At 68.0% G+C, this 26,991-nt stretch carries 9 protein-coding genes; 2 read left to right on the forward strand and 7 right to left on the reverse strand.

Annotation, left to right across the window (positions count from 1 at the left end; translation table 11 throughout):
• Window positions 1-176: 176 nt before the first annotated feature.
• The 7 genes from P6144_RS20180 to P6144_RS20210 all read right to left on the reverse strand — a co-directional run bounded on the left by P6144_RS20180 (window position 177) and on the right by P6144_RS20210 (window position 12,374).
• Window positions 177-1,379, reverse strand: coding sequence for an MFS transporter (locus P6144_RS20180; protein WP_277769627.1), 1,203 nt, complete (start codon window positions 1,377-1,379; stop codon window positions 177-179).
• Between the two features lie 34 nt (window positions 1,380-1,413).
• Window positions 1,414-2,466: a LacI family DNA-binding transcriptional regulator gene (locus tag P6144_RS20185; protein WP_277769628.1), complete on the reverse strand. Its 1,053-nt coding sequence runs from the start codon at window positions 2,464-2,466 to the stop codon at window positions 1,414-1,416.
• Window positions 2,466-4,010: a tryptophan halogenase family protein gene (locus P6144_RS20190; RefSeq protein ID WP_277769629.1), complete on the reverse strand. Its 1,545-nt coding sequence runs from the start codon at window positions 4,008-4,010 to the stop codon at window positions 2,466-2,468. Before P6144_RS20190 ends, P6144_RS20185 begins: the two co-directional genes overlap by 1 nt.
• On the reverse strand, window positions 4,007-5,545 hold the full coding sequence (locus P6144_RS20195) for a tryptophan halogenase family protein (RefSeq protein WP_277769630.1): 1,539 nt from the start codon (window positions 5,543-5,545) through the stop codon (window positions 4,007-4,009). The genes P6144_RS20190 and P6144_RS20195 overlap by 4 nt, the downstream gene beginning before the upstream one ends.
• Window positions 5,546-5,656: 111 nt before the next feature.
• Window positions 5,657-8,770, reverse strand: coding sequence for a TonB-dependent receptor (locus P6144_RS20200; RefSeq protein WP_277769631.1), 3,114 nt, complete (start codon window positions 8,768-8,770; stop codon window positions 5,657-5,659).
• An 89-nt stretch (window positions 8,771-8,859) separates the two neighbouring features.
• Window positions 8,860-11,163 carry a glycoside hydrolase family 3 protein gene (locus tag P6144_RS20205; RefSeq protein WP_277769632.1) on the reverse strand — a complete coding sequence of 768 codons (2,304 nt, stop codon included), beginning with the start codon at window positions 11,161-11,163 and terminating at the stop codon, window positions 8,860-8,862.
• Window positions 11,164-11,471: 308 nt separating this feature from the next.
• Window positions 11,472-12,374, reverse strand: a complete 903-nt coding sequence (locus P6144_RS20210; protein ID WP_277769633.1) for a transglutaminase-like cysteine peptidase — start codon at window positions 12,372-12,374, stop codon at window positions 11,472-11,474.
• 481 nt (window positions 12,375-12,855) lie between these two features.
• On the opposite strand from P6144_RS20210, the gene P6144_RS20215 reads away from it, so the two are divergent.
• Window positions 12,856-14,472 (forward strand): ShlB/FhaC/HecB family hemolysin secretion/activation protein, encoded by a 1,617-nt coding sequence (locus P6144_RS20215; RefSeq protein ID WP_277769634.1) that lies wholly within the window; start codon window positions 12,856-12,858, stop codon window positions 14,470-14,472.
• A gap of 78 nt (window positions 14,473-14,550) precedes the next feature.
• Window positions 14,551-26,790, forward strand: coding sequence for a filamentous hemagglutinin N-terminal domain-containing protein (locus tag P6144_RS20220; RefSeq protein WP_277769635.1), 12,240 nt, complete (start codon window positions 14,551-14,553; stop codon window positions 26,788-26,790).
• Window positions 26,791-26,991 lie beyond the last annotated feature (201 nt).

The raw sequence follows: 26,991 nt of genomic DNA on the forward strand, positions 1-26,991 counted from the left end.
CCGCACCCCCCCCTCCGCCGCGCGGGCCCTTACCGGTGCTTCCCCCCCCCGGGGGGGGGGGGGGGCGCGGCCCGGGGGGGGGGGGGGCACGCCGCGGGCGATATCGCTTGCGGCGCTCCCCCTCCACCAGCCTGCGGCTGGTCCCCCTCCCCCTGCCGGGGAGGAATGAGAATTCCCTAGTCCTGCGTCCGGATGCAGAGCGCCACGGCGCCGCCGGCCAGCGTGCCGCCCGCCAGGATCAGCAGCCACACCAGATAGCCGGTCTTCTCCGGCGCCAGCGCAAGCGCGAGCAGCGGCGCGACCATTGCCGGCAGCGTGTTGGTGAGGTTGAGCACGCCCAGGTCGCGGCCGCGATGCTCGGGGTTGGGCAGCAGCTGCATCGCGATCGCCGAATGGATGGCGAGGAACACGCTCAGCCCGGACAGCGCCATGGCATGGCCGATCGCCGCCACGCCCCAGCTCTTCGCGAAGCCCATCACCGAAAGCCCCGCCGCCATCCCCACCGCGCCCGCGGCGAGGAACGGTTTGCGGCGCATGATCCGGTCGGAGAGCTTGCCGGCCAGTATCGTCAGCAGCACCGCGACGATCGTCGATCCGGTCATCGTCGCGACGATCGGACTGGCCTCGACACTGGTCTTGCTGATGTCCTCGCGGTCGAGCACCGCCAGGAAATAATAGAAGCCATAGGTCGACAGCCCGTTGCCCGCGACCTGGAACAGGATGCGCGAGGTCCAGGCGAGCAGGAAGTCGAAGCGGCGCAGCTCGCGTTGTGGCGCGGGCGGTGGCGGCGGCAGCGCGGCGCCTTCGCGGCCGAGCAGCAGGAACGGCAGGATCAGCGCGGCGAACAGCAGGCAGAGCAGGCCGTAGCGCACCGCGTCGCTGCCCAGCCCCGGCAAGGTGACCAGCACCGCGGACATCGCCCCGATCGGATGGGCGATGCCGGTGAGCCCGGCGACCATGCCCTTCTGCGCATCGGGAATCTCGTCGGCCATCACCGCCGCGACCGGCGCGAACATCATGTTGATGCCGATCTGGATCGCAGCGACCGCGACGAGCAGGCTCACCGGATCGGCCGATACGAGCAGCAGGCCATAGGAGGCGCAGAGCACGCCGAGCCCGATCGTGATCCAGGGCCGCCGGGTCCCGCGTTCGCGCCGGGTGCGGTCGCTCAGCGCGCCGAAGACGATGTTGGCGACGCTCGCCACCGCCGCGCCGCCGAGCGCGCCGGCGCTGAGCAGCTGCACGGCATGCGCGCCGCCCGCCTGCGCCGCCTTGAGCGGCAGCAGCACCATGACGAACGGCATGAAGCTGACGAACATCCCCGCATAGGCCAGGGCGTAGAGCAGGATGAAGCCGCGGCCGGGGGAAGCGAAGCGCATGGGCGGCGGACCATCCTCCGCGCCCTTCCCCAAGTCAACGCCGCGGCGGCGCAGTCGAGTCACGAACGACGAAGTCGAAGGGCAGCAGGTAGCGGCCGCTGCCCGCCTCGCCGCGCGCCTTGGTCTCGATCAGCAGTTCGGCCGCCCGGGCGGTCATCGCGGCGATCGGCTGGCGGATCGCCGTGAGCGCCGGCACGCTCATCCGCACCGTGGGCGTATCGTCGAAGCTCACCACCGAGATGTCGCCCGGCACTGCCAGGCCAAGCTGCCCGGCGGCATGGAGCACGCCCAGCGCCATCTCGTCGCTGCTCGCCAGCACCGCGGTGGGCGGCACCGGCAGCTTCGCCAGCGCCTGGAGCGCGGCGATGCCGGCTTCATAGGTGAAGTCGCCGGGCTGGAGATATTCGGGGATCACCTTCAGCCCGCGCGCCTCGATCGCGCTGGTGAAGCCGTGCAGCCGATCCGGGCTCATCGCATATTCGGGATGGCCCTGGACATAGGCGATGCGCGTGTGGCCGAGGTCGAGCAGATGCTCGGTCGCCCGCCGCGCCGCCGCCTCATCGTCCATATAGACCGCGAAGCCCTCGCCTTCGCGGTGCGAGCCGAGCCGCGCGAAGATCAGCCCCGCCTGGTGCAACAGGTTGGTGATCCGGTCGTCCTCGCTGTGCGGCGGCGTCAGGATCACGCCGTCGGGATGCAGCGCCGAAAGCGCCGCGCGCACCTGCGCCTCGAGCTGGTCCGAATGCGAATCGACCAGCTCGAACAGCATGCGATAGCCATGCTCGGCGCATTTGAGCATGCCGCCGAACAGCATCTGGTCGACCCAGTCATTGCCGCGCCGCGACTGCCAGCCCTCGATCGTCGGGCGTTCGTCGTTGAAGGCGAGGATCAGATAGGAGCGCGATCCGCCCAGCCGCCGCGCCGCCAGGCTCGGGACATAGCCGAGCTTGTCGATCGCCGCCTGCACGCGCGCCTGCACGCCCGGCGTGACGTTCGGTCCCTTGTTGATGACGCGGCTCACCGTCTGCAGCGAGACTCCCGCCTCGGCCGCGACATGCTTGATCGTGATCGCGCGCTTCTTCTGCATCAGGCCCCGGCGGCCATGGCGCGGCGGGCCAGGTCGACGGCATCGGCACGGCAATGCGCGTCGATGAACTGCTGGTGCGTCGGCAGTTGCTCGACAAAGCCGGCAAGCTGCTCGCGCGCCTTCGCCATCCCGGCCCATAGCGCCGCCTCGTCGATCCGGTCGACCAGCGGATGATAGGTGCGCGGGCGGATGCCCATGCCGTCGAGCACCGAGAACCAGCTCACCGAGCGGAACAGCTCGTCCAGCCCTTCGCGCAGGGTGCCGTTGCTGCGGAACAGCTCCACCCGCTCCTTCAGGCTGTCCGGCCATTCCATGTCGCGGCACTTGCGCCAGAACGGCGTGTCGTCGCGCGCGGTGACGCAATAGTGGAGCACGATGAAGTCGCGGATCTCGGTGTAATCCGCGGTCATCCGCCGGTTATACTCGTCCGCCAGCGCCGGATCGCAGTGGCGGTCTGGCAGGAAGCGGAAGAAGAAGTCCATGCCGCGATAGATCAGGTGGATCGCGGTGCTCTCGAGCGGCTCGATGAAGCCCGAGGAGAGCCCGATCGCCAGCACGTTCTTGTGCCAGATCTTGTCGCGCACCCCGGTCTTGAACGGCACCACCATCGGCCCGGCGACCACTTCGCCTTCCACCTTGTCGAGCAGGATGCGCGTCGCTTCCTCGTCGCTCATGAACTCGGACGAGAAGACATGGCCGTTGCCGGTGCGGTGCTGCAGCGGGATGCGCCAGCGCCAGCCGGCATCCTGCGCCTCGGCCAGCGTATAGGGCCTGGGCGGGCCGACATTCTCGGTCTGCGCAGCGATGGCGCGGTCGCAGAACAGATAGTTGGACCAATCGGTATAGCCGCTGCCCAGCGCCTTCTCGATCAGCAGCGCGCGGAAGCCCGAGCAATCGATGAAGAAGTCCGCATCGACGGTGCGCCCGTCCTTGAGCGTCAGCGTCGAGACGAAGCCGCGATCATCGAGCGCAACGTCGGTGACGATGCCTTCCGTCCGCTTCACCCCCCGCGCCTCGGCATGGCCGCGCAGGAACTGGGCAACGCGCTTGGCATCGACATGGAGCGCATAGGACGAGCCCGCGATCGGCGTACGCTGCGCCTTGAACGGCAGCATGAACTTGCCGGCATGCGCCATCACCGTGGCAGGCGCGAAATCCTGGAGCGGGAAGTCGTGCCCGGAGAGCGTCGCCTTGCGCCAGCACTGGTAGAAGTCGCTCAGCTCGATCCGCTGGCCGACATCGCCGAACGGATGGAAATAGCTTTCGCCCTTCTTGTGCCAGTCCTTGAACTCGATACCGAGCTTGAAGCTGGCCTGGACCTGGCGGACGAATTCCTGCTCGTTGATGTCGAGCTTGGCGATCAGCTCTAGGAAGGGCGGGATCGTGCTCTCGCCCACCCCGATCGTGCCGATATCGTCGCTCTCGACCAGCTCGATCTCGAACAGCTTGCCCTTCATGTGGTGCGCCATCACCGCCGCGGCGATCCAGCCGGCGGTGCCGCCGCCGACGATGCAGACCTTACGCAGTGCGTCGGGATTGTTCATGCGTGGGTCCTTAGCGGCTCGGCGGCGGCACCATCCACCGTCGCGAGGAATTCACCATGGGTCGGCGTGTCGGAGACGGCGCGGGCAACCGCTGCCCGCATCTGCGCCAGCGCATCCGCGATCTCGGGCACGTCGACCGCGGCCAGGCCGGGATCGATCCGATCTGGCAGATGCTCGAACCCGCCATAGATGGCCAGCCAGGATGCCGGGTGGAACATCTCCCAGCGATAGCGCAGGAACGCGCCGCGCGCGCGCCATAGATCCATCTTGGCGGTCAGGCTGTCGGGCAGCGACATCTCGCGGCAGGCCTGCCAGAAGGCGCCCTCGCGGGTGCTCAGCCGGTAATGCAGGATGATGAAGTCGCGGACGCGCTCCATCTCCTCGGCGCTCTGCGTGTTGTATTCGGCGATCACCGCGGGATCGAAGCCCTTGTCGGGGAAGAGCTGCTTCAGCCGTTCGATGCCCGTCTCGATCAGCGCGATGCTGGTCGATTCCAGCGGCTCCAGGAAACCCGCGGCGAGGCCAAGCGACACGCAGTTCTTCACCCATGCGGCTTCTCGGCGCCCCGGCGTGAAGCGCAGTCGGCGCGGCTCCATTGTCGGCTTGCCGGGAACCTGGGTGAGCAGCTCGGCGCGCGCATCCTCGTCGCTCTGGAAGTTGCTCGCGAAGACGATGCCATTGCCTTCGCGCGTGCGCAGCGGGATGCGCCACTGCCAGCCGGCGGTGCGCGCAGTGACCGTGGTGCAGCTCGGCGGCTCCCCCACCCGCTCGCTCTGCACCGCGAAGGCGCCGTCGCAGAGCAGCCAGTGCGACCAGTCCTGATAGCCGGTGCCCAGCGCCTCGCCGATCAGCAGCCCGCGAAAGCCCGAGCAGTCGACGAACAGGTCGCCCGCAACCGTCTCGCCGCTGTCGAGCGTGACGCTTTCGATGAAGCCGGTTTCGCCGTGCAGCGTGACGTCGCCGATCTTCGCATCGATCCGCTGGACGCCGGCGCGCTCGGCAAAGACGCGCATATGCGCCGCGAACAGCGAGGCGTCGAAATGGAGCGCCCAGTCGAACAGCGAGAGCTGGCTCGGCGGGTTGGGCAAGGGCACGCTGGCATGGCCCTCGCGCGCAAGCATAGCACCCAGCGAATATTCCTCGAGCGGCGCAGCCTGCCCGGCGGCGCGCGCCTTGGCCCAGAAATGGTGGAAGTCGATGCCGCGCAGGTCTTGGCCGAAGCGGCCGAACGGGTGGACGAAGCTGGTGCCCGGCTTCCAGTCGACGAAGCGGATGCCCAGCTTGGCGGTCGCCTGGCAGGCGCGCATCACTTCGGCATCGGTCATGCCGAGCGCGGCGTAGAAGCGGCGGATGGTGGGGATCGTCGCCTCGCCGACGCCGATCGTGCCGATCTCGGAGCTTTCGACCAGGGTGATCCGGGTGCCCGTACCCGCCAGATAGGAAGCAAGGGCTGCCGCCGCCATCCAGCCCGCGGTTCCCCCGCCGACGATGACGACGCGCTCGATCGCGCCGCTGGCCATACCCCCATCCTTCATTCGGTCATCTGATCGTCTTGGGAACGTTCTCGCAAGCGAAACCGCGAATGTCCCTCCGGGAAAAATGGGCCGGCAGCCCATGAAAACTGCCGGCCCAGGAGGGTTGGCTCGTTAGAAGCGGACGCGAACGCCCGCGGAGAAGCGCGGTTCGAAGCGGTTCTGCGAGTGGTATTGCTTCGAATCGTCGTCGAACTGGAAGTAATAGCGCTCGCGCTCACCGAAGATGTTCGAGCCGTTCACATAGAAGGCGAAGGCGTCGTTGATGTTGTAGGTGAGGTTCGCGTCCACATACTGGGCTGTATCCTGATAGATGCCGATGCCGCCGAAGGTCGAGGACAGGCGCGGCGTGCGGTAGTTATAGGCCACGCGCAGCTGCAGGTGATCGTCCTGGTACCAGCCGACCAGGTTGACCTGGCTCTTCGAATTGTCCGGGAACGGGAAGCGCGAGCCGTCGAGCGCGCGGCCGTTCTGCTTGCTGTCCGAATAGGTGTAGTTGGCGTCGATACCGAAATTGCGGAAGAAACCGCTGCCGATCAGGTCGCTGAACGCCAGCTTGGCGCCGACTTCGAAACCTTGGAGCGAACCGCCCGTGCCCTGTTCGGGCTGGGTGATCGGCACCAGGCGGCGGACGACGCCGTCACCATCCGGGAAGCTGCCCGCGCCCGGCGTCGTCTTGCTCTGGACGAAGCTGTTGATGTCCAGCTTGAACGCACCGATGTTGAACATCGAGGCGCGGCCCAGATAATATTCCAGGCTCACGTCATAGTTGTTCGAACGCCAGGGATTGAGGTTCGGGTTGCCGCTCGAGCTGGCGCCGGTCACCTGGCGCACGCCGCACGGCGCGTCGGTCGGTGCCGGGGTACCCGAACAGGGCGAGTCCGCCGTCGAGATGGTCAGGCCGCCGCCATAATTGCCGAGGTCGAGCGGGATCATCGTCTTGGCGAAGGCCGCACGCGCCCGCAGGTTGCGCGTGAAGTCGTAGGACAGCGTCACCGTCGGCAGCCAGTCCAGATAGGAACGGCGCGAGACAACGTCGCCCACATCGAGATTGGTGTCGCCATAGGCGCGCGTGTCACCGGTGAGGTTCTGCTTCACCGTCAGCTTGGTGTTGATCACGCGCAGGCCGAGATTGGCCTTGAACCCGCCGGTCGACCAGGCGGTGGCGAGATAGGCGCTCTCCTCGACCAGATCGACGTCATAGGTGTTGCCCGGGATGGTGACTTCGGTCGACGGACCGAAGACCTTGTCCTGGAACGCCTTCACGTCGTCGAACGCGCGCGGATCGACCACCCAAAGCCCCGGCATGCCGTTGACCACGCCGCCCCAGTTGGTCTGGAAATAGACCGGGGTATAGGCATTGAGCTTGGTCGGCCGGTTGACCGTATAGCCCTGGAAGCAGGTCGGGGTGTTGGCCACCGTCGCCGCGCCGCAGCTCGTCGGCGCGGTCGCCATCGGCAGCGCCGAATTATACCCCGGGTTGGAGACGAATTCGCCTGCCGAGCACTGCGAATTGTCCATCACCACGTCGATCGCCTTCCACTGCGCAAGGCAGCCTTCCGGAACCGCGGCGCCGTTGCCGCCGTAGAAGTTCGAGAAGAGGTGGAAGTTGCGGATCTGGGTCTGGCGATCCGAGCGGCGCAGGCCGACATCGACGCGGTTCAGCAGGCCGAGCAGGCCGCCGTCCTCGAACTCGTAGCTGCCGTCGGCGCGGAAGACGCCCAGGTCCGCGCTGTTCTCCTGATTGCCCTCGGACGAGAAGGCCGCGACGGCATAGCTGTCGAGATTGGCCATATAGTCCTTGAGCGTCTTGCCCGCGCCCAGGCCGCCCGAGATCGGCGTGTCGAAGCCGCTGATCGCGGGGTTCGAGCCGCGCAGGTCGAGATGCAGCAGCGGATCCTGCCCGTAACCCGCCGGGTTCGGGTTGATGTAGCGGCCGCCGTTCGAGCCGATCACGCCGTTCGAATATTGCGACGCCGGATACTGCGACGCGATGTTCGCCGGGTAGAACGGGCCGCGGGTGCGGTCCGCCGGGTTGCGGAACAGCGTGAAGGCGCGGCTGGGGCCATATTGCCAGTTGCTCAGGTCGCCCTGCACCTGGCCGTTCATGCTGCGCATATTGGCGTTGGACTTCAGCGCGCGGGCACTGAACTTGAAGTTGTCCTTGTCGTAGTCGATCTGGAAATTGTAGTTGGTCGAGTGCTCGTGCGCGGTGCGGTTGACCGAGAACGAGTTGAACCACCACACGTTCAGATCATATTGGCTGACGTCGAGCCAGGGCTGGCCGTTGCCGCCCACCTGGCCCGAGCTGGTCGACTCGGTCGGCGTGGTCCAGCCCAGGCCGTTCCAGCGGTTCGAGATGTTGATGCCGGCGGCGCGGTTGTGCTCGACCAGCTCGGTGTGGAACACCTCGCCCGTGACGGTCCAGTCGTCGTCGACCTTGAACTGCACGGCGCCGTTGATGCCGAAGCGCGTGCGCTCGACTTCGCGGTTGAAGAATTCATAGCCGTGCGGCGCGATCCAGTTGGCGCCGGCGCCGCCCCAGTCGTTGTTGCCGAACACGCCGCCGCCGATGCCGGCATAGCTGTTGCCCAGCCGGTTGCGGCTATAGGTGGCGCCCACCATCACGCCGAAGCGATCGGTGCGCCAGCTGGCCAGCCCGCTGAACAGATAGTCGTTGTGCTTGGTGTTTGACCCCCGGGCATATTCGCCCTGGCCCGAGAACACGAAGCCTTCCTTCATGTCGAAGGGGCGACGGGTGCGCAGATCGATCGTGCCCGAGATGCCCGACAGCGCATTGTGCGTGTCCTGCGACTTATAGACGACCACGGCATTCATCAGCTGCGCCGGGATGTCGTTGAGGTTGGGCTGCGCGGTGCCGAGGTTGCCCGGGCTCAGATATTGCTCGCCGTTGAGCAGCGTGATCACCTGCGGCAGGCCGCGGATGTTGACCGTCGAGCCTTCGCCGGCGCTGCGCTGGATCTGCACGCCCGAGATGCGCTGCAGCGCGTCGACAATGGTCACGTCGGGCAGCTTGCCGATGTCTTCCGAGGAGATCGCGTCGACGATCGCCGTCTCGGTGCGCTTGATGTCGACCGACTTCGCCTGCGAGGCGCGAATGCCGGTGACGATGATCTCTTCCCCCTGATCGGCGGGCGCATCCTGCGGCACCGCCTGCTGGGCCCATGCCGGCGCGACCAGCGCGGTCGATGCCAGCAACCCGGCCATCAAACTGGAAATTCCCTTCATTCTTCCGTCCTCCCACTCTGTTTTCCGCACCCACGGCGCATCTACGCGCGCCTCACCCGGTGCTTTTCTCAGGGCGCCAGCCGGCGCTCCTGCAAATCCGCCGCGCCCGTGAGCACCGGCTGGCCGGCATCCCGCGCGATCGCGACGCGATAGGTTCCCGCCGCCAGGTGCCAGCCCGGCTGCGCGGTGTCGTAGTCCGCGACGATGCGCGGCTCGGCGATAAGGGTGACGCGGCGCGTCTCGCCGGGCTTGAGCGTCACCCGCTCGAAGCCGGCCAGGCGCAGCGGGCGGCTGCCGCTCGCCGGCGTCACATAGAGCTGGGGCACGTCGGCGCCTTCGCGCTTGCCGCTATTGGTGACGTCGAAGCTCACCTTGAGCGCCGCGCCGCCCTCCACCTTCAGATTGGCATAGGCGAAGCGCGTGTAGCTGAGGCCGTAGCCGAAGGGGAAAGCCGGCTTGTGGCCCTGTCGCGCGTACCAGCGATAGCCGACGTCCGATCCTTCCTGATAGTCGATCACGAACGGCTTGATTGCCCTGGCATCGGTGCCGTGATCGGGCGAGTTGCGGACCTGCTCGATCCCCGGCGTTACCGGGCGCGGCGCCTGCGAGACGCTGGCCGGGAACGTAATCGGCAGCCGCCCCGACGGATTGACCTCGCCGAACAGCACGCGGGCGATCGCCTCGCCGCCGCGCTGCCCCGGATACCAGGCGGCGAGCACGGCCGGTACCTTGTCGAGCCAGGGCATCAGCACCGGGCCACCGGTCTCGAGCACCACCACGGTCCTGCGGTTGCCGGCGACGACGGCCTCGACAAGCGCATTCTGGTCGCCTGGCAGCGCGATGCCCTGGTCGGGATCCGCAGCCTCGGTGGTCCACTGCGTCGCGAAGACCAGCGCCAGATCGGCAGCGCGGGCCGCCGCAGCCGCAGCGGCGGGATCGCTGCCGTCGAGATAGGTGACCGTCGCATTCGGCGCGAGCGCGCGGATCGCGGCGAGCGGTGACGACGCGTGCCAGGTCATGCGCGAGAAGGAGGCCGGCGCCCCGTCCTTGAGCGGAATCTCCACCGGGGCGCCGCCGTTCGAGCGGACCTGCGAAGAGCCGCCACCGGAGAGCACGCCGACATCGGCATGGCCGCCGATCAGCACGATCCGCTTCGCGCTACTGGCGAGCGGCAACAGGTTCTTCTCGTTCTTGAGCAGCACGATGCCCGCCTCCGCGGCGCGCTGGGCGACCTGGGCATTCTTCGCGCTGTCGATCGGCTGCGGCGTGTCGACCACCGGCGCGTCCATAACCCCGGCCGAAAACATGCCGTGCAGGATGCGGCGCGCCATGTCGTCGAGCCGCGCCATCGGCAGCGCGCCGTTCTCCACCGCGGCTTTCAGATCGGCACGGAAGAACATGTGCGTGTCGAGCTCGCCGCCCGATTGCTGGTCGAGCCCGTTGCGCGCGGCCTTCACCGTGGAATGCACCGCGCCCCAATCGGACATCACCCAGCCCGGATAGGCCCAGTCGCCCTTGAGCACGCTATTGAGCAGGAACGCGTTCTCGCAGGCGAAGTCGCCGTTGACGGACATATAGGCGCACATCACCGAGCCCGGCTTGCCACGCTCGATCGCCAGCTCGAAGGCGAGCAGGTCGCTCTCCCGGAACGCCGCCTCACCGATCTTCGCATCGCTGACGAAGCGGCCGGTCTCCTGCGCGTTCAGGGCATAATGCTTGATCGTCGAGACGATGCGGTTCGACTGGATGCCGCGGATCGATTCCCCGGCCATGGCGCCGGCGAGCAGCGGGTCCTCGCCGAGGTATTCGAAATTGCGTCCGCCCCAGGGGTCACGCGTGAGGTTTATGCCGCCGGCGAGCATCACGTTGAAGCGTTTCGCGCGCGCTTCGCCGCCGATCATCGCACCGCTTTCATAGGCGAGCCCGGGATCGAAGCTGGCGGCGAGCGCCAGGCCCGAGGGCAGCGCGGTCGCGGTATCGCCCTTGCGCTGCTCGACCTGATTGGCGACGCCCAGGCTGGCATCGGTCTCGCGCAGCGCCGGAATGCCCAGCCGCGGGATCGCCGGCTGCTGGCCGGCGGAAGGGATCATGTCGGTGGGCGCCGCAGGATCCTTCGCCAGCGGCGGGAACCATGTATAGACGAGCGCGAGCTTCTCCTCGAGCGTCATCGCCGCGAGCAGCATCTCCGCACGCGCCGCAACCGGAAGCTTCGGATCGGACCAGGGGTGCGCGGCGACGTTCGTCGAAGAATCGGCGGCCCCGGTCGCAACCGCGGCGACTGCCTCCTGCGCCGCTGCTTCGATCGGCCCGACCAGCGCCGTGGTGGCAAGCAACGCCATCGAGCGCGCCACATGCCGCAAACTGACCTGCATTCACCTCTCCCCTGCGGCGCACAGACGTGCGCCGTGCGCACCCGGGGGTGCGCCAGTTTATCCGATCCAACCTGGGGAGGCCTTTCCGACAACGCTGTCGGTTTCAGCGACAAGTCAAGCCGACGACGCCTTGTGGCGCGCACGGCAGCCTGTTCCAACACCCCTCTGTTCGTGGAGTCTTACGCTCCGGTCCGGCGCTTAAAGCATAGATTGAGAGCGTTCTCAAGAACGTTCTCAATTTTGTTACATCCACAACGGGATGTTAGCGCAACCATCGGGGAAAAAGGGACAATCCTGCCCCGGAAGGCCTATTTCCCGGCGTAGCGGAACGCCAGCGCGCCGGCCTGGGCGAGCTGATTGCGGAGCGCAGTTTCGCGCGCCGGTACGGGCAGTGCCGCCGGCAGCTCGGGCAGCGCCGCGACGAACAGCTTCCCAAGATGGGCGGGCAGGATCGTGGCGCCCATCCGGGCGATATCGGCCGAAGAGCGGACAGTCCCCTGCCCTGCCGAAGCCAGCTCGGTGCGCGGCGCCGGCCGGGCCTGGTCGCGGCGGATCGGGCGCGTGCTGAGCACCAGCATCTTGCTCCCGCGCGTAGCGCGCAGGCGCGGGCCGCCTTCGCCTGCGCTCGCCGTGGTGGAAAGCCGTGCGCCGTCGCGGTTGACCGACCAGATCAGCCGATAGCGCGAAGCCACGCTGCCCGCCGGCACCGGCACCGCGAACTTGTTGTCGAGGACCCAGCTCTGCCCGTCGACCTCGACGAAAAGAACGGCGTGCTGCTCCTGATCGACATTGTCCCACACGATCGCGACCCGCATCGCGCCTTCGGAAAGGCCGAGATCGCGCAGCGCGAAATATTTGGTGAGCGCGTAATCCTCGCAATCGCCGCCGCGCGCGAACATCTCGGCGGGAGTCTCCCAGCGATCGGCCATGCCCCAATTGGCGAGATCGGAGACATAGGGGAGCCGGTTCACGCGCGCATGGACCGCCTCCACCCGCTCGCCCATCGGCAGGCGGCGCAGTGCCTGGAAACCGGCGCGCCAATCCAGGCGCGCACCGCAATCGGCGGGCAGCTCGTCGGCAGGCATCATGCAAAGGATGGAAGGCCGGGCGACACCGCCGGCTTCGCGCGCCTCGCGCGCGAGCACATCGGTCCAGCGCGGCGCATCGACGAGCCGCAACGCGACTTCGCTTCGATTCGCCGACTCGCCCACGTCCCCGGACGCGGCAAACGCAGACTGCCCCACAGCCAGCGCCGCACACAGCAGCGCCAGCCGCGCTGTTGATACGCGACGCAACACCCCAACCCCCCGGTTGAACTGAAGGCTGGGATACGCCGGCCACCCCTAAAGCGAGGCTAACGAAGACCTAAGTATAAACCACTGAATATGGTTATGTTTTATGGTTAACTCAGGGTTTCCACCGGGTCATATCAGGCGATGAAAAGCACCATCTCAGGGTTTTTCCTGAAATGAATCGGAAACAATATAATAGTCCCGTTGTGGATCAATGGATTACTTCAAATAGTGCCAAGTTAACGCTGACTCCATCTTCCTGAGTCGCCTTTCGACATTGTAAGAGTGGTTTGAATGCAGCCGATTCGGGGAAGACCGATCGGAGCATGATTCTCGGAGGGGGACCGGGGGCATGGGCTTTAAGCGTCGTTGGTTATTTGCGTTTGCAGCAGTTGCGATCGTGCCGATCCAGGCGGCCCAGGCACAGCAAACGGTCAATCCCGGCCGAATCGATGAGCGGCTGCGCCCGGCGGACAAGGCACCCGATGCCCGCTCCGTCGACGTGCCCGAGCTTCCCCGCCAGCAGACGGTTCCCGATTCGGCGATCCAGGTGCGCCTCACCCAGGTCCGCTTCGACGGCGCCACCGCGGTGCCGATCGACGCGCTCAACGCGATCGCCGCGCCCTATCTCAACCGCGACATGCCGCTCGCCGAGGTATTCAAGCTCGCCGAGGAAGTGACCGCGGAATATCGCCGCCGCGGCTTCGTGCTGTCGCGTGCGGTGGTCGGGCCGCAGCGCATCGAGAACGGCGTGCTCACCTTGCAGGTGATCGAAGGGCATGTCGGCGCGACCCGGATCGAGGGGAATGCCGGTGGCTATGCGCCCTATCTGAACGGCTATCTGTCCGACGTCGCCGCGGAGCGGCCGACTTCGGGCGCCACCCTCACCCGTGCCCTGCTGCTCGCCCGCGACCTGCAGGGCGTGGACGTGCGCGCGGTGCTCACCCCCTCCCCCAGCGAACTCGGTGCCGCCGATCTTGCGCTGGTGGTCGATCGCAAGCCGATCGAGGGCTTCGTCGCGGTCGACAATCGCGGATCGCGCTGGCTCGGCCCGCTCCAGGTCTATGGCGGCCTGTCGTTCAACGACACGCTGGGTATCGGCGAGCGCATTTCGATCACCGCGGTGAGCGCCCCGGCCGACAAGGAGCTGGGCTTCCTCTCGGCCACCTGGGACCAGCCGCTTACCCATTCGGGCCTGCGGATGACGGTGTTCGGCAGCTATGCCGCGACGCATCCCGGTGACGAGCTGCGCCTGCTCGATCTGCGCGGCCGCAGCGCCACCTATGGCCTGGCGTTCCGCTATCCGTTCGTGCGCAGCCGCGAGACCAACCTGTTCGGCCGGCTGGTGTTCACCGGGCGCGACAGCAGCTCGCGCAACATCGTGATCGATCCGATCTTCGACGATACCACGCGCACCGTGCAGGCCGAGCTGTTCGGCAACTATGCGGCGCCGTGGGGCGGCGTCCTCAACGTCCGCGCCTCGGTCACCCAGGGCATGGACATCCTGGGCGCCACCAAGCGCATCGATCTCAACAAATCGCGTGCCACCGCCACCGGCCAGGGCACGCGCGTGAACGCCGAAGTCTCCTTCGCCTACGGCGTGGCGGGCGGCCTGTATTTCCAGGCGAGCGGCGCGATGCAGTACAGCGGCGACAGCCTGCTCGCGAGCGAGGAGTTCGGGATCGGCGGCGAGCAATATGGCCGGGCCTATGATCCGTCGGAGATCACCGGCGACAAGGGAGTCGCCGGCCGGGCCGAGTTCTTCTACGCCGCCAGCTCCAAGCTGGGCACGGTCCAGCCCTATGGCTTCTACGAGGCCGGCCGCGTCGCCCAGAACAAGCCGCTGCCGGGCGAACCGATCAACGCCTCGATCGAATCCGCCGGCTTCGGCGTGCGGTTCAGCATGCCGCAGGGAATCAACGGCTCGCTCGAATATGCGAAGCCGCTCACGCGGCCGGTCGCCTCGCGTGGCGACAAGGACGGTCGCGTCTTCTTCTCGTTGGGCATGTCGTTCTGATCGGCTGAGCCGATCGCGTTTCGTCATTGGGAATTGCGGGCGGGCCGCCCCGAAACGGCCAAACAGGGATGTAGGGACATGAGCAAGCTGAACACTGCCAAGGCCGTGATTGCCTCGAGCAAGGGCCCGCGCCGGCTGAAGCGATCCGCCTGGCTGCTTTCCGCTGCGGTGGCGGCGATCACGCTCGCCAATCCTGCGCACGCGCAGCTCGCTGCCGATGCGCTGCCCAGCGGCGGCAATGTCGTCGCCGGCTCGGCCACGATCGGCACGCCTACCCCCACCAGCATGTCGATCACCCAGGGCACCGAACGTGCGGTGATCAACTGGAACAGCTTCGACATCGGCTCGGGCGCGAGCGTTACCTTCGTCCAGCCCTCGACCACCGCGATCGCGGTCAACCGCGTCACCGGCGGCGGCGCGCCTTCGGAGATCGCCGGCCAGCTCACCGCGAACGGCCGCGTCGCGATCCTCAATCCGAACGGCGTGCTGTTCTCGGGCACCGCCGACGTCAATGTCGCCAGCCTCATCGCCTCGACCGGCGACATCGATGACACCGCCTTCATGGCGGGCGGCAATCTCGACATCACCGGCGCCACCAGCGGCTCGATCGTCGTCGAAGGCCATGTCAACATCACCGCGGGCAATCTCGGCCTCGCCGCCTTCGTGGCGCCGACGGTGCGCAACAGCGGCGTGATCACCGCGCGGGCCGGCCGCGTCCAGCTCGGCTCGGGCACCGCCTTCACGGTCGACCTCGCCGGCGACGGCCTGCTCGAGATCGGCGTGCCGGCGAGCAGCGGGCTCTTGCAGAACACCGGCAGCGTCTTTGCCGAAGGCGGCCACATCCAGATGTCGGCGCGGACTGCCGGCGCGCTGGTCGACAATGTCGTCAACGCCGGCACGCTCAGCGTCGATTCCGCCACGCTCGACAACGGCACGATCGTGCTCTCGGCCGTGGGCGGCAACGCGAATCTCAGCGGCACGCTGGCGGCCAACGACCGCAACAGCATCAGCCGCAACATCCTGATCAGCTCCGATCGCGGCGTGAATATCTCGGGCAATCTGAGCGGCGCCTCGGGCACGGTGAACATCACCGCGCCGCACATCTGGGGCACCGGCAGGGTCAGCACCGGCACCGCGCTCAACCTCAACCTGTCGAACAACGGCACCGACACCACCGGCCTGGGCAACTATATCAACGACGCGCTGGGCGTGATCGGCACCACCGGCTTCGGCACCACGATCCGGCTCGGCGCCGGCACCTATCGCTCGGGCGTGAACATCACCCAGAACGATGTGACGATCGACGGCCAGGGCGTCGCGAAGATCGGCTGGACCTCGGGGATCGAGAACGCGATCAACATCTCGAGCGACTATGTCACGATCAGGAATCTCGAGATCTTCGGCCCCGCCGTGGGCACGCCCTACACCAGCTTCACCTGGGATTTTCACTCGCGCGGCATCTTCGTTTACAACGGCGCCGACAACATCCAGCTGCTGAACAACAACATCCACGACATCCGCACCGGCATCATCCTCGATGGGCGGAACGTGAATGCCTATGTGCTGGACAACACGATCGACAACACCAAGTCGGCGATCTCGATCCAGTACACCGATGGCTCGAACATCGTGATGACGGGCAATCACGGCGGTGCGATCGGCAACGAGTGGGGCATCAACCTCTATCTGAACGGCATTCTCCAGGCGGACGGCGTCACCCTCGCCCCCTCGGGCGGTTCGCTCGGTGCCAACACCCCGCTCGCCGAGCAGCAGCGCCTGCTCGCGCTGCGCGCCGCCAATGGCGGCATGGAAGTGCAGAACCAGGGCTATTCGGCGCTCAACCGCACCGCCGCCTATGTCTCGGCCACGGGCAGCAACAGCAACCAGGGCAGCCCGCTCGGCCAGCTCGCCACGATCCAGGCGGGCGTCAACGCCGTCGTCACCGGCGGCACCGTCCATGTCGCCGACGGCAACTACAACCTCGGCTCGTCGCAGCTCGTCATCAACCACGCGCTGAGCCTGGTCGGCCAGTCGCAGGCGGGCGTGGTGATCGACGGCCGTGCCGTCAGCGCCAACGGCCTGGGCACCATTTCGGTGATCGCCGACAATGTCTCGCTCAGCAACTTCACGCTGCTCGGCAGCCAGCTGAGCACCGGCAATTACGGCATCAAGGTGCAGCCGAACTCTGCCGGCCACGTCAACACCGCGGGCGGCGACACCCAGCGGGTCAGCAACTTCGCGATCAGCAACGTCACGGTGACCGGCTCGCGCCGCGCCGAGCTCGACCTGAACGGCGTGGTGGGCGCGACCATCACCAACTTCACCGCCAACGGCCAGGGCACCGACGGCGCCGGCGTCCAGATCACCGACAGCGCGAATATCGTGCTCACCGGCGTCCACACGCTGGGCAACAACTGGGGCGGCGTCGCGCTCTACCAGAGCAACGGCAACAGCGGCTACAACGCCCAGACCACCAATATCACCATCGATGCGAGCCAGAACAATTTCGAGGAAGCCAACGGCCTCTTCACCCAGGACAGCTCGACCACCCAGAATTTCGGCACGCTCAACCTCAGCGGGTTCAACTATGCGATCCGCAACACCGGCTCGCGCAGCGACGCCAGCCAGTTCGTCTGGTTCCAGACCGACCTGAGCGACGCGACGTCCTTCGCGCTGGCGCTCGGCGCACCGACGACCAGCTCGATCGAGGGCTGGGACGTCACTGCCGGCACCAACCAGTTCACTGTCGTCGCGGGCATGGGCGTCGATGCCGCGGTGCGCGATGCGCGCGCCGGCGCGACGATCAACGTCGGCATCGGCACCTTCACCTTCTCCAACACGCTGATGATCGACAAGAGCCTGTCGCTGATCGGCGCGAGCGAGACCGGCACGATCTTCGATGCCTCGGCGCTGGGCGTCTATGGCATGCGCGTGCACGCCGACAACGTGTCGCTGAGCGGCTTCACGCTGCTCGCCCCCGGTGCGGTCAGCAACTCGACCTATGGCATCAAGGTCGAGGTCGGCGCGGGCGACACCAACGGCAATGCGCGGATTGACGATTTCGCGATCAGCAACGTGACGATCAGCGGCTCGCGCAAGACCGGCCTCGATCTCAACTCGGTGATCGGCGCGACGATCGACAACGTCAACGTCACCGGCGCGCTCGCCGGCAACGGCATCTCGATCACCGACAGCGCCAACGTCACGGTGCGCGACACCACGACTTCGGGCAATGCCTGGGGCGGCCTGGCGCTCTACCAGGCCAATGGCGCGACCGGCAGCAACCAGCAGCTCACCGGCATCACGATCGAGAACAACAACAGCTTCGGCGAGTCGAACGGCCTGTACCTGCAGGACAGCTCGACGATCAACGACGTCGGCACGCTGAGCATCGCGGGCTTCGACTATATCGTCCGCAACACCGCCTTCCGTTCGGACGGCAGCCAGTTCACCTTCTTCCGCACCAGCCTGACCGACGCGCAGAGCTATGCGCTGTCGCTCGCCACCCCGACCAGCAGCTCGATCGAAGGCTGGGCCGGCAGCGCGGGCGACAACCAGTTCAGCGTGTTCAACGGCATGGGGATCACCGCGGCGCTGCGCGATGCGCGCGCCGGCGCGACGATCAGCATCGCCCCGGGCAGCTACACCGAAGGCGTGACCGGCGTCGATTATTATGGCGGCACCGGCGCACAGAGCTTCGGCCTGTACGTCGCCAAGGACAACATCACGCTGCGCGGCATCGATGCCGCGGGCAACGCGATCACCGATGCGGACGACGTCGTCGCCTTCATCACCGCGCGCTATCAGGCGGGCTTCGGCGCCCAGCACTTCATCTCGGGCAACGGCGTCACGATCGAGGGCCTGGGCTTCCTGCCCGCCGCCGCCGGCGACAACAAGACCGTCGAAGTGATCGGCAACGCCTTCACCCTGCGCAACTCGGTGATCGACAACCGCGGCAACCAGACCGCCGCCAACCTCTATATCGACGACTTCAACGATCCGTCGCGCACCCGGCTCGAGAGCTTCACGATCACCGGCAACAACTTCTACGGCGGCACCTATGCCAGCGCGATGGTCGTCGTCGCCGCCGGCGCCGGCCGCAGCACCGATGCCTCGAACCGGATCTTCTCGGACAATTATCTGAGCAGCGGCCTCACCGGCATGCGCGGCTTCCAGATCCAGGGCTATATGCCCAACACGCCGTGGCAGCAGCTCGCCGCCGGCGCGGTGACGGTCACCGGCAACACGTTCGACGTCGACATCCCCGTGCGCACCGTCGGCGTGCTCAGCAGCACGTTCGACTGGAACGGCGTCTTCTACGGCAACGACTTCGTCCGCGGCGGCGTCCTCGCCTTTGTCGGCGACAGCACCGTCGCGCGCGCCACCACCACCGCGGGCGGCGACCCCGATGTGCGCATCACCAGCACGATCGACGCCTCGCTCGCCCGCGCCCAGTCGGGCGACACGGTGCGCATCCTCGACGGCACCTATGTGCTCGGCTCGCAGCTTTCGCTCACCACCTCGATCAGCCTGATCGGCCAGTCGCAGGACGGCACGATCCTCGACGGCCGCAACGTCAACAACGGCGGCGGCCTCGGCACGATCGGCGTCTATGCCGACAATACGACGCTCAGCAACTTCACCCTGCTCGGCAGCACGCTTTCGGGCGGCAATTACGGCATCAAGGTCCAGCCGAACCCGCTCGGCTACACGCCGACCGGCGGCGCCGACCAGCGCATCAGCAACGTCACGATCAGCGACGTGACCGTGCGCGGCTCGCGCCGGGCGGAGCTCGACATCAATGGCGCTATCGGCGTGACGGTGACCAACTTCACCGCCGATGGTGCGGGCACCGACGGTGCCGGTGTCCAAATCACCGACAGCGCGAACGTGACACTCACCGGCGTCCACACGCTGAACAACAATTGGGGCGGCGTCGCGCTCTACCAGACCAACCGGGCGGGCGGCTACAACGGCCAGACCACCAACATCAACATCAACGCCGCCGAGAACAGCTTCGACGAAGCGAACGGCCTGTTCGCCCAGCTCGAATCGACGACGCAGGGCTTCGGCCAGCTCAACCTGACCGGCTATGACTATGCCGTGCGCAACACCGGTTCGCGCGCGGACGGCAACCAGTTCACCTATTTCCGCACCACGCTGGCCGATGCCACCGCCTGGGCGCTGGGCCTGGGCGCGCCGAACACCAGCTCGATCGAAGGCTATAGCGGCACCGCGTTCACCAACGTCTTCACCGTGGTCAACGGCCTGAGCATCGCGGCCGCCGCGCGCGATGTGCGGGCGAACGGCACGATCAATGTCGGTGCCGGCACCTATGGCTCGGGCACGGTGCTCACTGCCAGCGGCGTGTCGCTGCTCGGCGCCGCCGGCGCCAAGATCGACGCCAGCCATGACGGCGACAACGGCATCACGATCAACGCGGACGGCGTGACGGTCTCGGGCTTCGAGATCTTCGGCCCGGCCAATCAGAGCTATGTCAGCTATGCCTGGCCGACAATCACGCGCGGCATCGTCGTCTCGAACGGCGCCGACAACGTCACCGTCACCGGCAACAACATCCATGACGTGCGCAACGGCATCCTGATCGACGGCCGCAACGCCAACACGGCACTGACCAACAACGTCATCGACAACACCAAGAGCGCGATCTCGGTCCAGTACACCGACGGTTCGGGCCTCACCATCGCCGGCAACAGCGAAGGCGTCTTCGGCAACGAATGGGGCATCATCACCTATCTGAACGGCATCTGGAACGGCTCGACGATCGCGACCTCGGCCGGCGCGCTCGGCCCGAACACGCCGCTTTCCGAGCAGCAGCGCCTGCTCGCCCTGTCGGCGGCGAACGGCGGCATGGCCGTGTACAACCAAGGCTACAGCGCCGCGAACCGCACGCGTGCCTATGTCACCACCGCGGGCGTGGCCGGCGCGCAGGGCAGCCAGCGCACGCTGCTCAACCTGCAGGGCGGCCTGGACGCCGTCGTCGCGGGCGGCACCGTCTATATCGGCGCGGGCACCTATAACGAGAACGTCTCGCTCGACGCGCTGCGCGTGCTGAGCTTCGCCGGCCCGATCACGGTCAACAGCCTGAGCTTCGGTGCGGGCGCCGCCGGCACCAACATCGCGACCGACCTGACCGCCACCGGCGCGCTCAGCTTCGCCGTCGCGCCGGTGCTGACCGGCAACACCACGCTGACCGGCGACACCATCTCGCTGGGCGCGATCACCTCGGCCTATGGGCTGACGCTTAACGGCGCCAACGGCGTATCGATCGGCCTGGCCGATCTCGCCAGCCTGGTCGTCTCGGGCAGCAACATCGTCACTGCCGGCGTCACCACCAGCGGCGTGCAGAGCTACACGGGCGACATCACGCTGAACGGCGAATATCGCTCGCAGGGCGGCTTCACCGTCACCGGCCTCGCGACGCTGGCAGGCGACTCGCTTGTCGGCAGCACCACTGTTGCCCTGGGAGGCGTGACCGGCGCGCATGACTTCACCGTCCTGGGCACCGCGATCACCCTCGGCCAGGTTAGCGGCCTCGCCTCGCTGAGCGCGCGGGCCACGACCATCTCGACCGCCGGCGTCTCGACCACCGGCGACCAGTCCTATGTCGGCGCGACGACGCTGAACGGCGCCTACAGCTCCAGTGGCGGGTACTTCGCTGTCGACGGCGCGACCACGCTGGGCGGCAATGTGTCGGTCACTACCAATGGCACGTTCGCCAATTTCCTCGGCACCGTCAGCGGTGCGCACGACCTTGTTGTCGATGCCGGCAGCGGCAATATCGGGTTCGGTGCCGTGAGCGGGCTGACCAGCCTCTCGGCCACCGGCGCGGCCATCTCGACCCTGGGCGTCGCCACCCAGGGCGACCAGCTCTATGTCGGCGCGACGACGCTGGCCGGCACCTACACTACCGGCGGCGGCAGCCTGACCGTTCAGGGCGCATCGAGCCTGGCGGGCGCGACCAGCATCGTCACCAATGGCGGCGCGGCGACGCTCGGCGCGGTGAACACCGGCAGCAGCGGCATCAGCGATCTGGCGATCGACGCCGGTGCCGGCCAGGTGACGCTCGGCACGACCTTCGCCAGGACGCTCGCCGTCACCGGCGCCACGATCGTCACGGCCGGCGCCGGGACCAATGGCGCGCAGACCTATAACGGCGCGACGACGCTGAACGGCACGTACAATGCGAGCAGCTTCACCGTTAACGGCGCCACCACGCTGGGCGGCAATACGTCGATCAGCGGCACCACCACCGCCCTCGGTTCGGTCGGCGGCACCGGGGCGCTGACCATCACCGATACCGGCACCGTCACGCTCGGCACCGTGAACGGCATTGCCTCGCTCTCGGCCCGCGGCCAGACGATCACCACGATGGGCGTCACCACCACCGGCAGCCAGTCCTACGACGGCACGGTCCTGCTGAACGGCATCTATAGCGGCAGCAGCTTCACCGCGGGTGCGACCCAGGTGACCGCGAACAGCACCGTCGCCACCAATGGCGGCCTTGCCAATTTCGGGTCCACGACCGGCGCGGGCAACCTGATCGTGAATGCCGGCGCGGGCGATGTGCGCTTCGGCACGATCAACGGCCTCGCCTCGATTCTGGCGACGGGCAACACGATCGCCCTGGTCGGCAACGCCACCACGATCGGCGCGCAGACCTATAATGGCGCGACGACGCTCGGCGGCCAATACCAGAGCGGCGGTGACTTCACGATCAACGGCGCCGCCACGACCACCGACAGCACCACGGTGACGACGAGCGGCGGCAATGCCCGGTTCGGCGCGATCGGCGGGGCCGGCACGCTGACCATCAATGCCGGCGCGGGCAGCATCACGCTCGGCGCGCTGAGCAACTTCGCGCTCTCTGCCACCGGCGCGACGATCCTCACGAACGGCGGAAACACCGGAGGCGCCCAGACCTATAACGGCGCCACGACGCTCGTCGGCAGCTATTCCACCGGCAACACGGTCCAGGGCAGCGCCTTCACCGTCAACGGCACGACGACGCTGGGCGGCAACACCAGTGTCACCGCCCGGGGCAATGCCGTGTTCGGGGCAGTCAACGCCAGCGGCAGCGATCTCACCGTCAATGCGCTCGGCAACGGCAATGTGACGCTGGGCGCGGTCACCGGCCTCGGCGCACTGAGCGTAACCGGCACCGGCAGCGTGGCGCTGGGCGCCGTCTCCGGCCTCGGCTCGCTGAGCGTCACCGGCGCCAGCATCGCCACTGCGGGCGCAGCCACGAGCGGTGCCCAGACCTATACCGGCACGACCACCCTCGCCGGCGCTTACAGCGCGGGCGGCAACTTCACCGTCAACGGCTCCTCCATCCTCGCCGGCGCGACGAACGTCACCTCCGGCGGCAATGCGCGCTTTGCCGCGGTCGTCGGCACCGGCAGCCTGGGTGTGACCGCGAACGGCAGCGTGACGCTGGGCTCGGTGAACAACATCGCCTCGCTTTCGGCCACCGGCGCGACCATCGCCCTGGTCAACGTCAGGACGATCGGCGCGCAGAGCTATACCGGCGCCACCAGCCTCAACGGCGTTTACAACGCCGGCGGCGACTTCACCGTCAACGGCGCTGCCACGTTCGGCGGCAACACCGGCATCACGACGGGCGGCAACGCCACGCTCGGCACGATCGGGGGCACCGGCGGCGTGGGTGTGACTGCGACCAACGGCAGCGTCACCCTCGGCGCCGTCACCGGCCTGAGCTCGCTCTCGGTCCGCGGCATCTCGATCGTCACCGCCGGCGCTACGACCAGCGGCTCGCAGCTCTATATGGGCGCGATCAGCCTGAACGGCACCTACGCCACCAACGGCGGGGTCTTCACCGTCAACGGCGCGGCTACGCTCGCCGGCAACACCACGATCGCTACGTCGGGCGGCAATGCCACGCTCGGCCCGATCAGCGCGACCGGCACGGGCAACGGCCTGACGGTCAATGCCGGCGCAGGCAGCGTCGCGCTCGGCGCCGCCACCGGCCTCGGTTCGCTTACCGCTACCGGCGCGTCGATCACCACCTCCGGCGCCGCCACCAGCGGTGCGCAGAGCTATACCGGCGCGACCACGCTGGCCGGCGCCTACACCGCGGGCGGCGGCTTCACCGTCAACGGCGCGACCACCCTGGCGGGCAACACCAGCGTGACCACCGGCGGCAATGCCAGCTTCGGGACCGTGGGCGGCACCGGCAGCCTGGGCGTCAACGCCGGCACCGGCAACGTCACCTTCGGCGCGGTCAGCGGCATCGCCTCGCTCTCCGCCACCGGCGCGACCATCGCCACTGCCGGTGCCGCCACCAGCGGCGCGCAGACGTACAACGGCGCCACGACGCTGAGCGGCACCTACACCGCCGGCGGCGCCTTCGCGGCCAACGGCCCGGTCACGCTCGGCGGCGCGACCAGCGTCACCACCACGGGCGGCAACGCATCGCTCGGCGCGATCGACGGCACGGGCAACAGCCTGAGCATCCACGCCGGCAGCGGCACGATCGCGCTCGGCCTCGCCGGCAATCTCGCCTCGCTCTCGGCCACCGGCGCGTCGATCTTCACCGCCGGCGCCACTACCAGCGGCGCGCAGAACTATACCGGCGCGACCCGTCTGAGCGGCACCTACACCGCCGCCAGCCTCATGGTGAACGGCACCACCACGCTGCTCGGCTCGACCGGCATTGCGGGTGGCGACGTCACGCTGGGCGCAGTCACCGGCAGCGGCGACCTCAGCATCGACAGCACCGGCGCGGTCACGCTCGGCGCAGTGAGCGGCCTGACCAACCTCGACGTCGCCGGCGCCTCGATCGGCACTGCCGGCGCCAGCACCGGCGGGTCGCAGAGCTACACCGGCGCCACCAGCCTCGCCGGCACCTATACCGCCGGCGCCTTCACCGTCACCGGCGCGACCACGCTGACCGGCGACACCAGCGTCAACGCGGGCGGCAATGCCAGCTTCGGCGCGATCGATGGCGCGAATGCGCTGGATGTGAGCGCAGCGGGAGACGTGTCGCTCGGCGCGGTCAACGGCCTGGCCTCGCTCTCGGTGAGCGGCGCGACGATCGCCACCTCGGGCGCGGCAACCAGCGGTGCGCAGGCCTATAACGGCGCCACCAGCCTCAACGGCGCCTACACCACCGGTGGCGGCAGCTTCGCCGTCAACGGCGCGGCGACCACCGTCAACGCAGTGAGCGTCACCACTGGCGGCGGCAATGCCAGCCTCGGCACCGTCAGCGGCGTGGGCGGCCTCACCGTCAACGCCGGCACGGGCAGCGTCTCGCTCGGCGCGGTCAGCGACATCGCTTCGCTCTCGGCGACCGGCGCGACCATCGCCACCTCGGGTTCAGCGACCGGCGGCGCGCAGAGCTACACCGGCGCCACCAGCCTCAACGGCGCCTACACCACCGGCGGCGGCGGCTTCGTCGTCAATGGTGCCGCGACCACGGTCAACGCCGTGAGCGTCACCACCACCGGCGGCAATGCGAGCTTCGGCACCGTCAGCGGCGCAGGCGGCCTCACCGTCAACGCCGGCACAGGCAGCGTCTCGCTCGGCGCGGTCAGCGGCATCGCTTCGCTCTCGGCGACCGGCGCGACCATCGCCACCTCGGGCGCGGCGACCAGCGGCGCGCAGAGCTACACCGGCGCCACCAGCCTCGCCGGCACCTACACCACCGGCGGCGGCGCCTTCACCGTCACCGGCGCGGCCAACCTGACCGGCACCATCAGCGTGACCACCGCGGGCGGCGCGATCGCGCTTGGTGCCGTCGATGCGGCAGTGGCAGGCAGCCAGGGCCTGGCACTCAACGCCGGCACCGGATCGGTGGCGCTCGGCAATCTCGGCGCGGTCCGCCGCCTCGGCGCGACCTCGGTCAATGGCGGCGCCACCGTGCTCAATGGCGCGACCTATGCCGCGAACAGCCTGAGCTTCACCGGCGGCACCGGCGCCAGCGTCCGCCTGACGCAGGGCACCACGACGTTCAACACCAGCCTGCCCGGCGGCGCGGGCGGCGCGATCACGATCCAGCCGGACCTCACCGGCACGGCGAACGCCCAGCAGAATGTCGTGTTCAGCGCCGGCAACGGCCTGACCGTCAACAGCGGCGACGTCGCGATCGGCAATGCCGGCACCGACGCGATCCGCCTCGGCGCGATGACCGTCAACGCGCATGACTTCTCGGCCGCCACGGTGAAGCTGGCCGGCACCTTCACTTCGGTGCTGAGCGGCTCGCAGGCCTTCACTTCGAACACGCTCGACACGCTGGGCAGCGTCAACGCGCGCGTCGCCGGCAACGAAAGCGGTCCGATCCGCGCCGGCGGCTCGGTGACGATCGATGCGGGCGGTTCGGGCAGCGGCTCGATCATCGCCGGCGGTGCGGTGAGCGCGCAGTATGACAGCAGCGTCAACCGCACGATCACGTCGCAGAGCAATGTCACGATCGAGAGCCTCGGCGCGATCGGCGGCTCGGTGACCGCGGCCGGCGCGGTTGATCTGCAGACCACCACCGGCGCGATCTCCAGCGCAGTCAATGCCGGCGGCCCGGTGTCGGCCAGCACGACCGGCGGCAGCATCACCGGCTCGGTCACCTCGACCAGCTCGGTCGAGCTGCAGACCACAAGCGGCGCGATCGCGAGCGCAGTCAATGCCGGCGGCCCGGTCTCGGCCAGCTCGACCAGCGGCACCATCACTGGTGCGATCACCTCGGGCGGCACGGTGGCGATCGAGACCGTGACCGGCGCCGTCACCTCGACGGTGAGCACCACCGGCACTGCCTCGATCAACTCGCAGACCGGTGCGATCAACGCGACCGTGACCGGTGCCGGCGGCGTGTCGGTGGAGAGCAACGGCGCGATCGCGGGCACCTATAACAGCCCGACCTCGATCGCGCTGACCTCGACCAACCCGGTCAACGTCCAGGTCAATGGTTCTGTCGTCTCGGTAACCGCGCCGAGCGGCAGCATCACCGGCGTGTTCAGCGAGATCCACACCAATGATCAGGGCACGTTCGTGATCAACGAACAGCCGGTGGTGGGCAGCGGCACCACCGATGCGCGCCAGATCATCATCGACAGCTTCATCATCCCGACCCGCGGCACCGTCTCGGCCAATGGCGAGATCCAGCTGCCGGCCGGGCTGGCGCTTGGCCTGATCGCGCCGGCCGGCAACGGCCAGGGCGGCCAGCGCCCGCCGGTGGTGGTGAATAGTGTACAGCGCCTCGGCGAGCTGCTCCGCCAGGGCTATACCGCGATCATCATCCAGCTCGACGAGAGCAATCTCGACCTGGAGGAGGAAGTCGCGGGCCAGTGATCCAGGTGAATACCCCTCTCCCTTGATGGGAGAGGGAGGGGCCCGCCGCCGAAGGCGGTGGGAGGGTGAGGGTGACCTCTCCCCAAACCCCCTCGCATGAGGAGAGGTGGGGGCCCCCCCCCCCCCCCCCCCCCACCGCGGGGGGGGGGGCGGGCGGTGGCGGATAGTGCGGGGGGGGGCGCCCCGGCGAGGGGAGGGGCG

It is taken from the genome of Sphingomonas sp. HITSZ_GF (assembly GCF_029543155.1).
GTDB lineage: Bacteria > Pseudomonadota > Alphaproteobacteria > Sphingomonadales > Sphingomonadaceae > Sphingomonas.

Excerpts from the sequence above, each read along its gene's own strand:
- P6144_RS20180 (WP_277769627.1), bottom strand. The coding sequence starts at position 1,379 with ATGCGCTTCGCTTCCCCCGGCCGCGGCTTCATCCTGCTCTACGCCCTG.
- P6144_RS20190 (WP_277769629.1), bottom strand. The coding sequence starts at position 4,010 with ATGAACAATCCCGACGCACTGCGTAAGGTCTGCATCGTCGGCGGCGGC.
- P6144_RS20205 (WP_277769632.1), bottom strand. The coding sequence starts at position 11,163 with ATGCAGGTCAGTTTGCGGCATGTGGCGCGCTCGATGGCGTTGCTTGCC.
- P6144_RS20200 (WP_277769631.1), bottom strand. The coding sequence starts at position 8,770 with ATGGCCGGGTTGCTGGCATCGACCGCGCTGGTCGCGCCGGCATGGGCC.
- P6144_RS20185 (WP_277769628.1), bottom strand. The coding sequence starts at position 2,466 with ATGCAGAAGAAGCGCGCGATCACGATCAAGCATGTCGCGGCCGAGGCG.
- P6144_RS20220 (WP_277769635.1), top strand. The coding sequence starts at position 14,551 with ATGAGCAAGCTGAACACTGCCAAGGCCGTGATTGCCTCGAGCAAGGGC.
- P6144_RS20195 (WP_277769630.1), bottom strand. The coding sequence starts at position 5,545 with ATGAAGGATGGGGGTATGGCCAGCGGCGCGATCGAGCGCGTCGTCATC.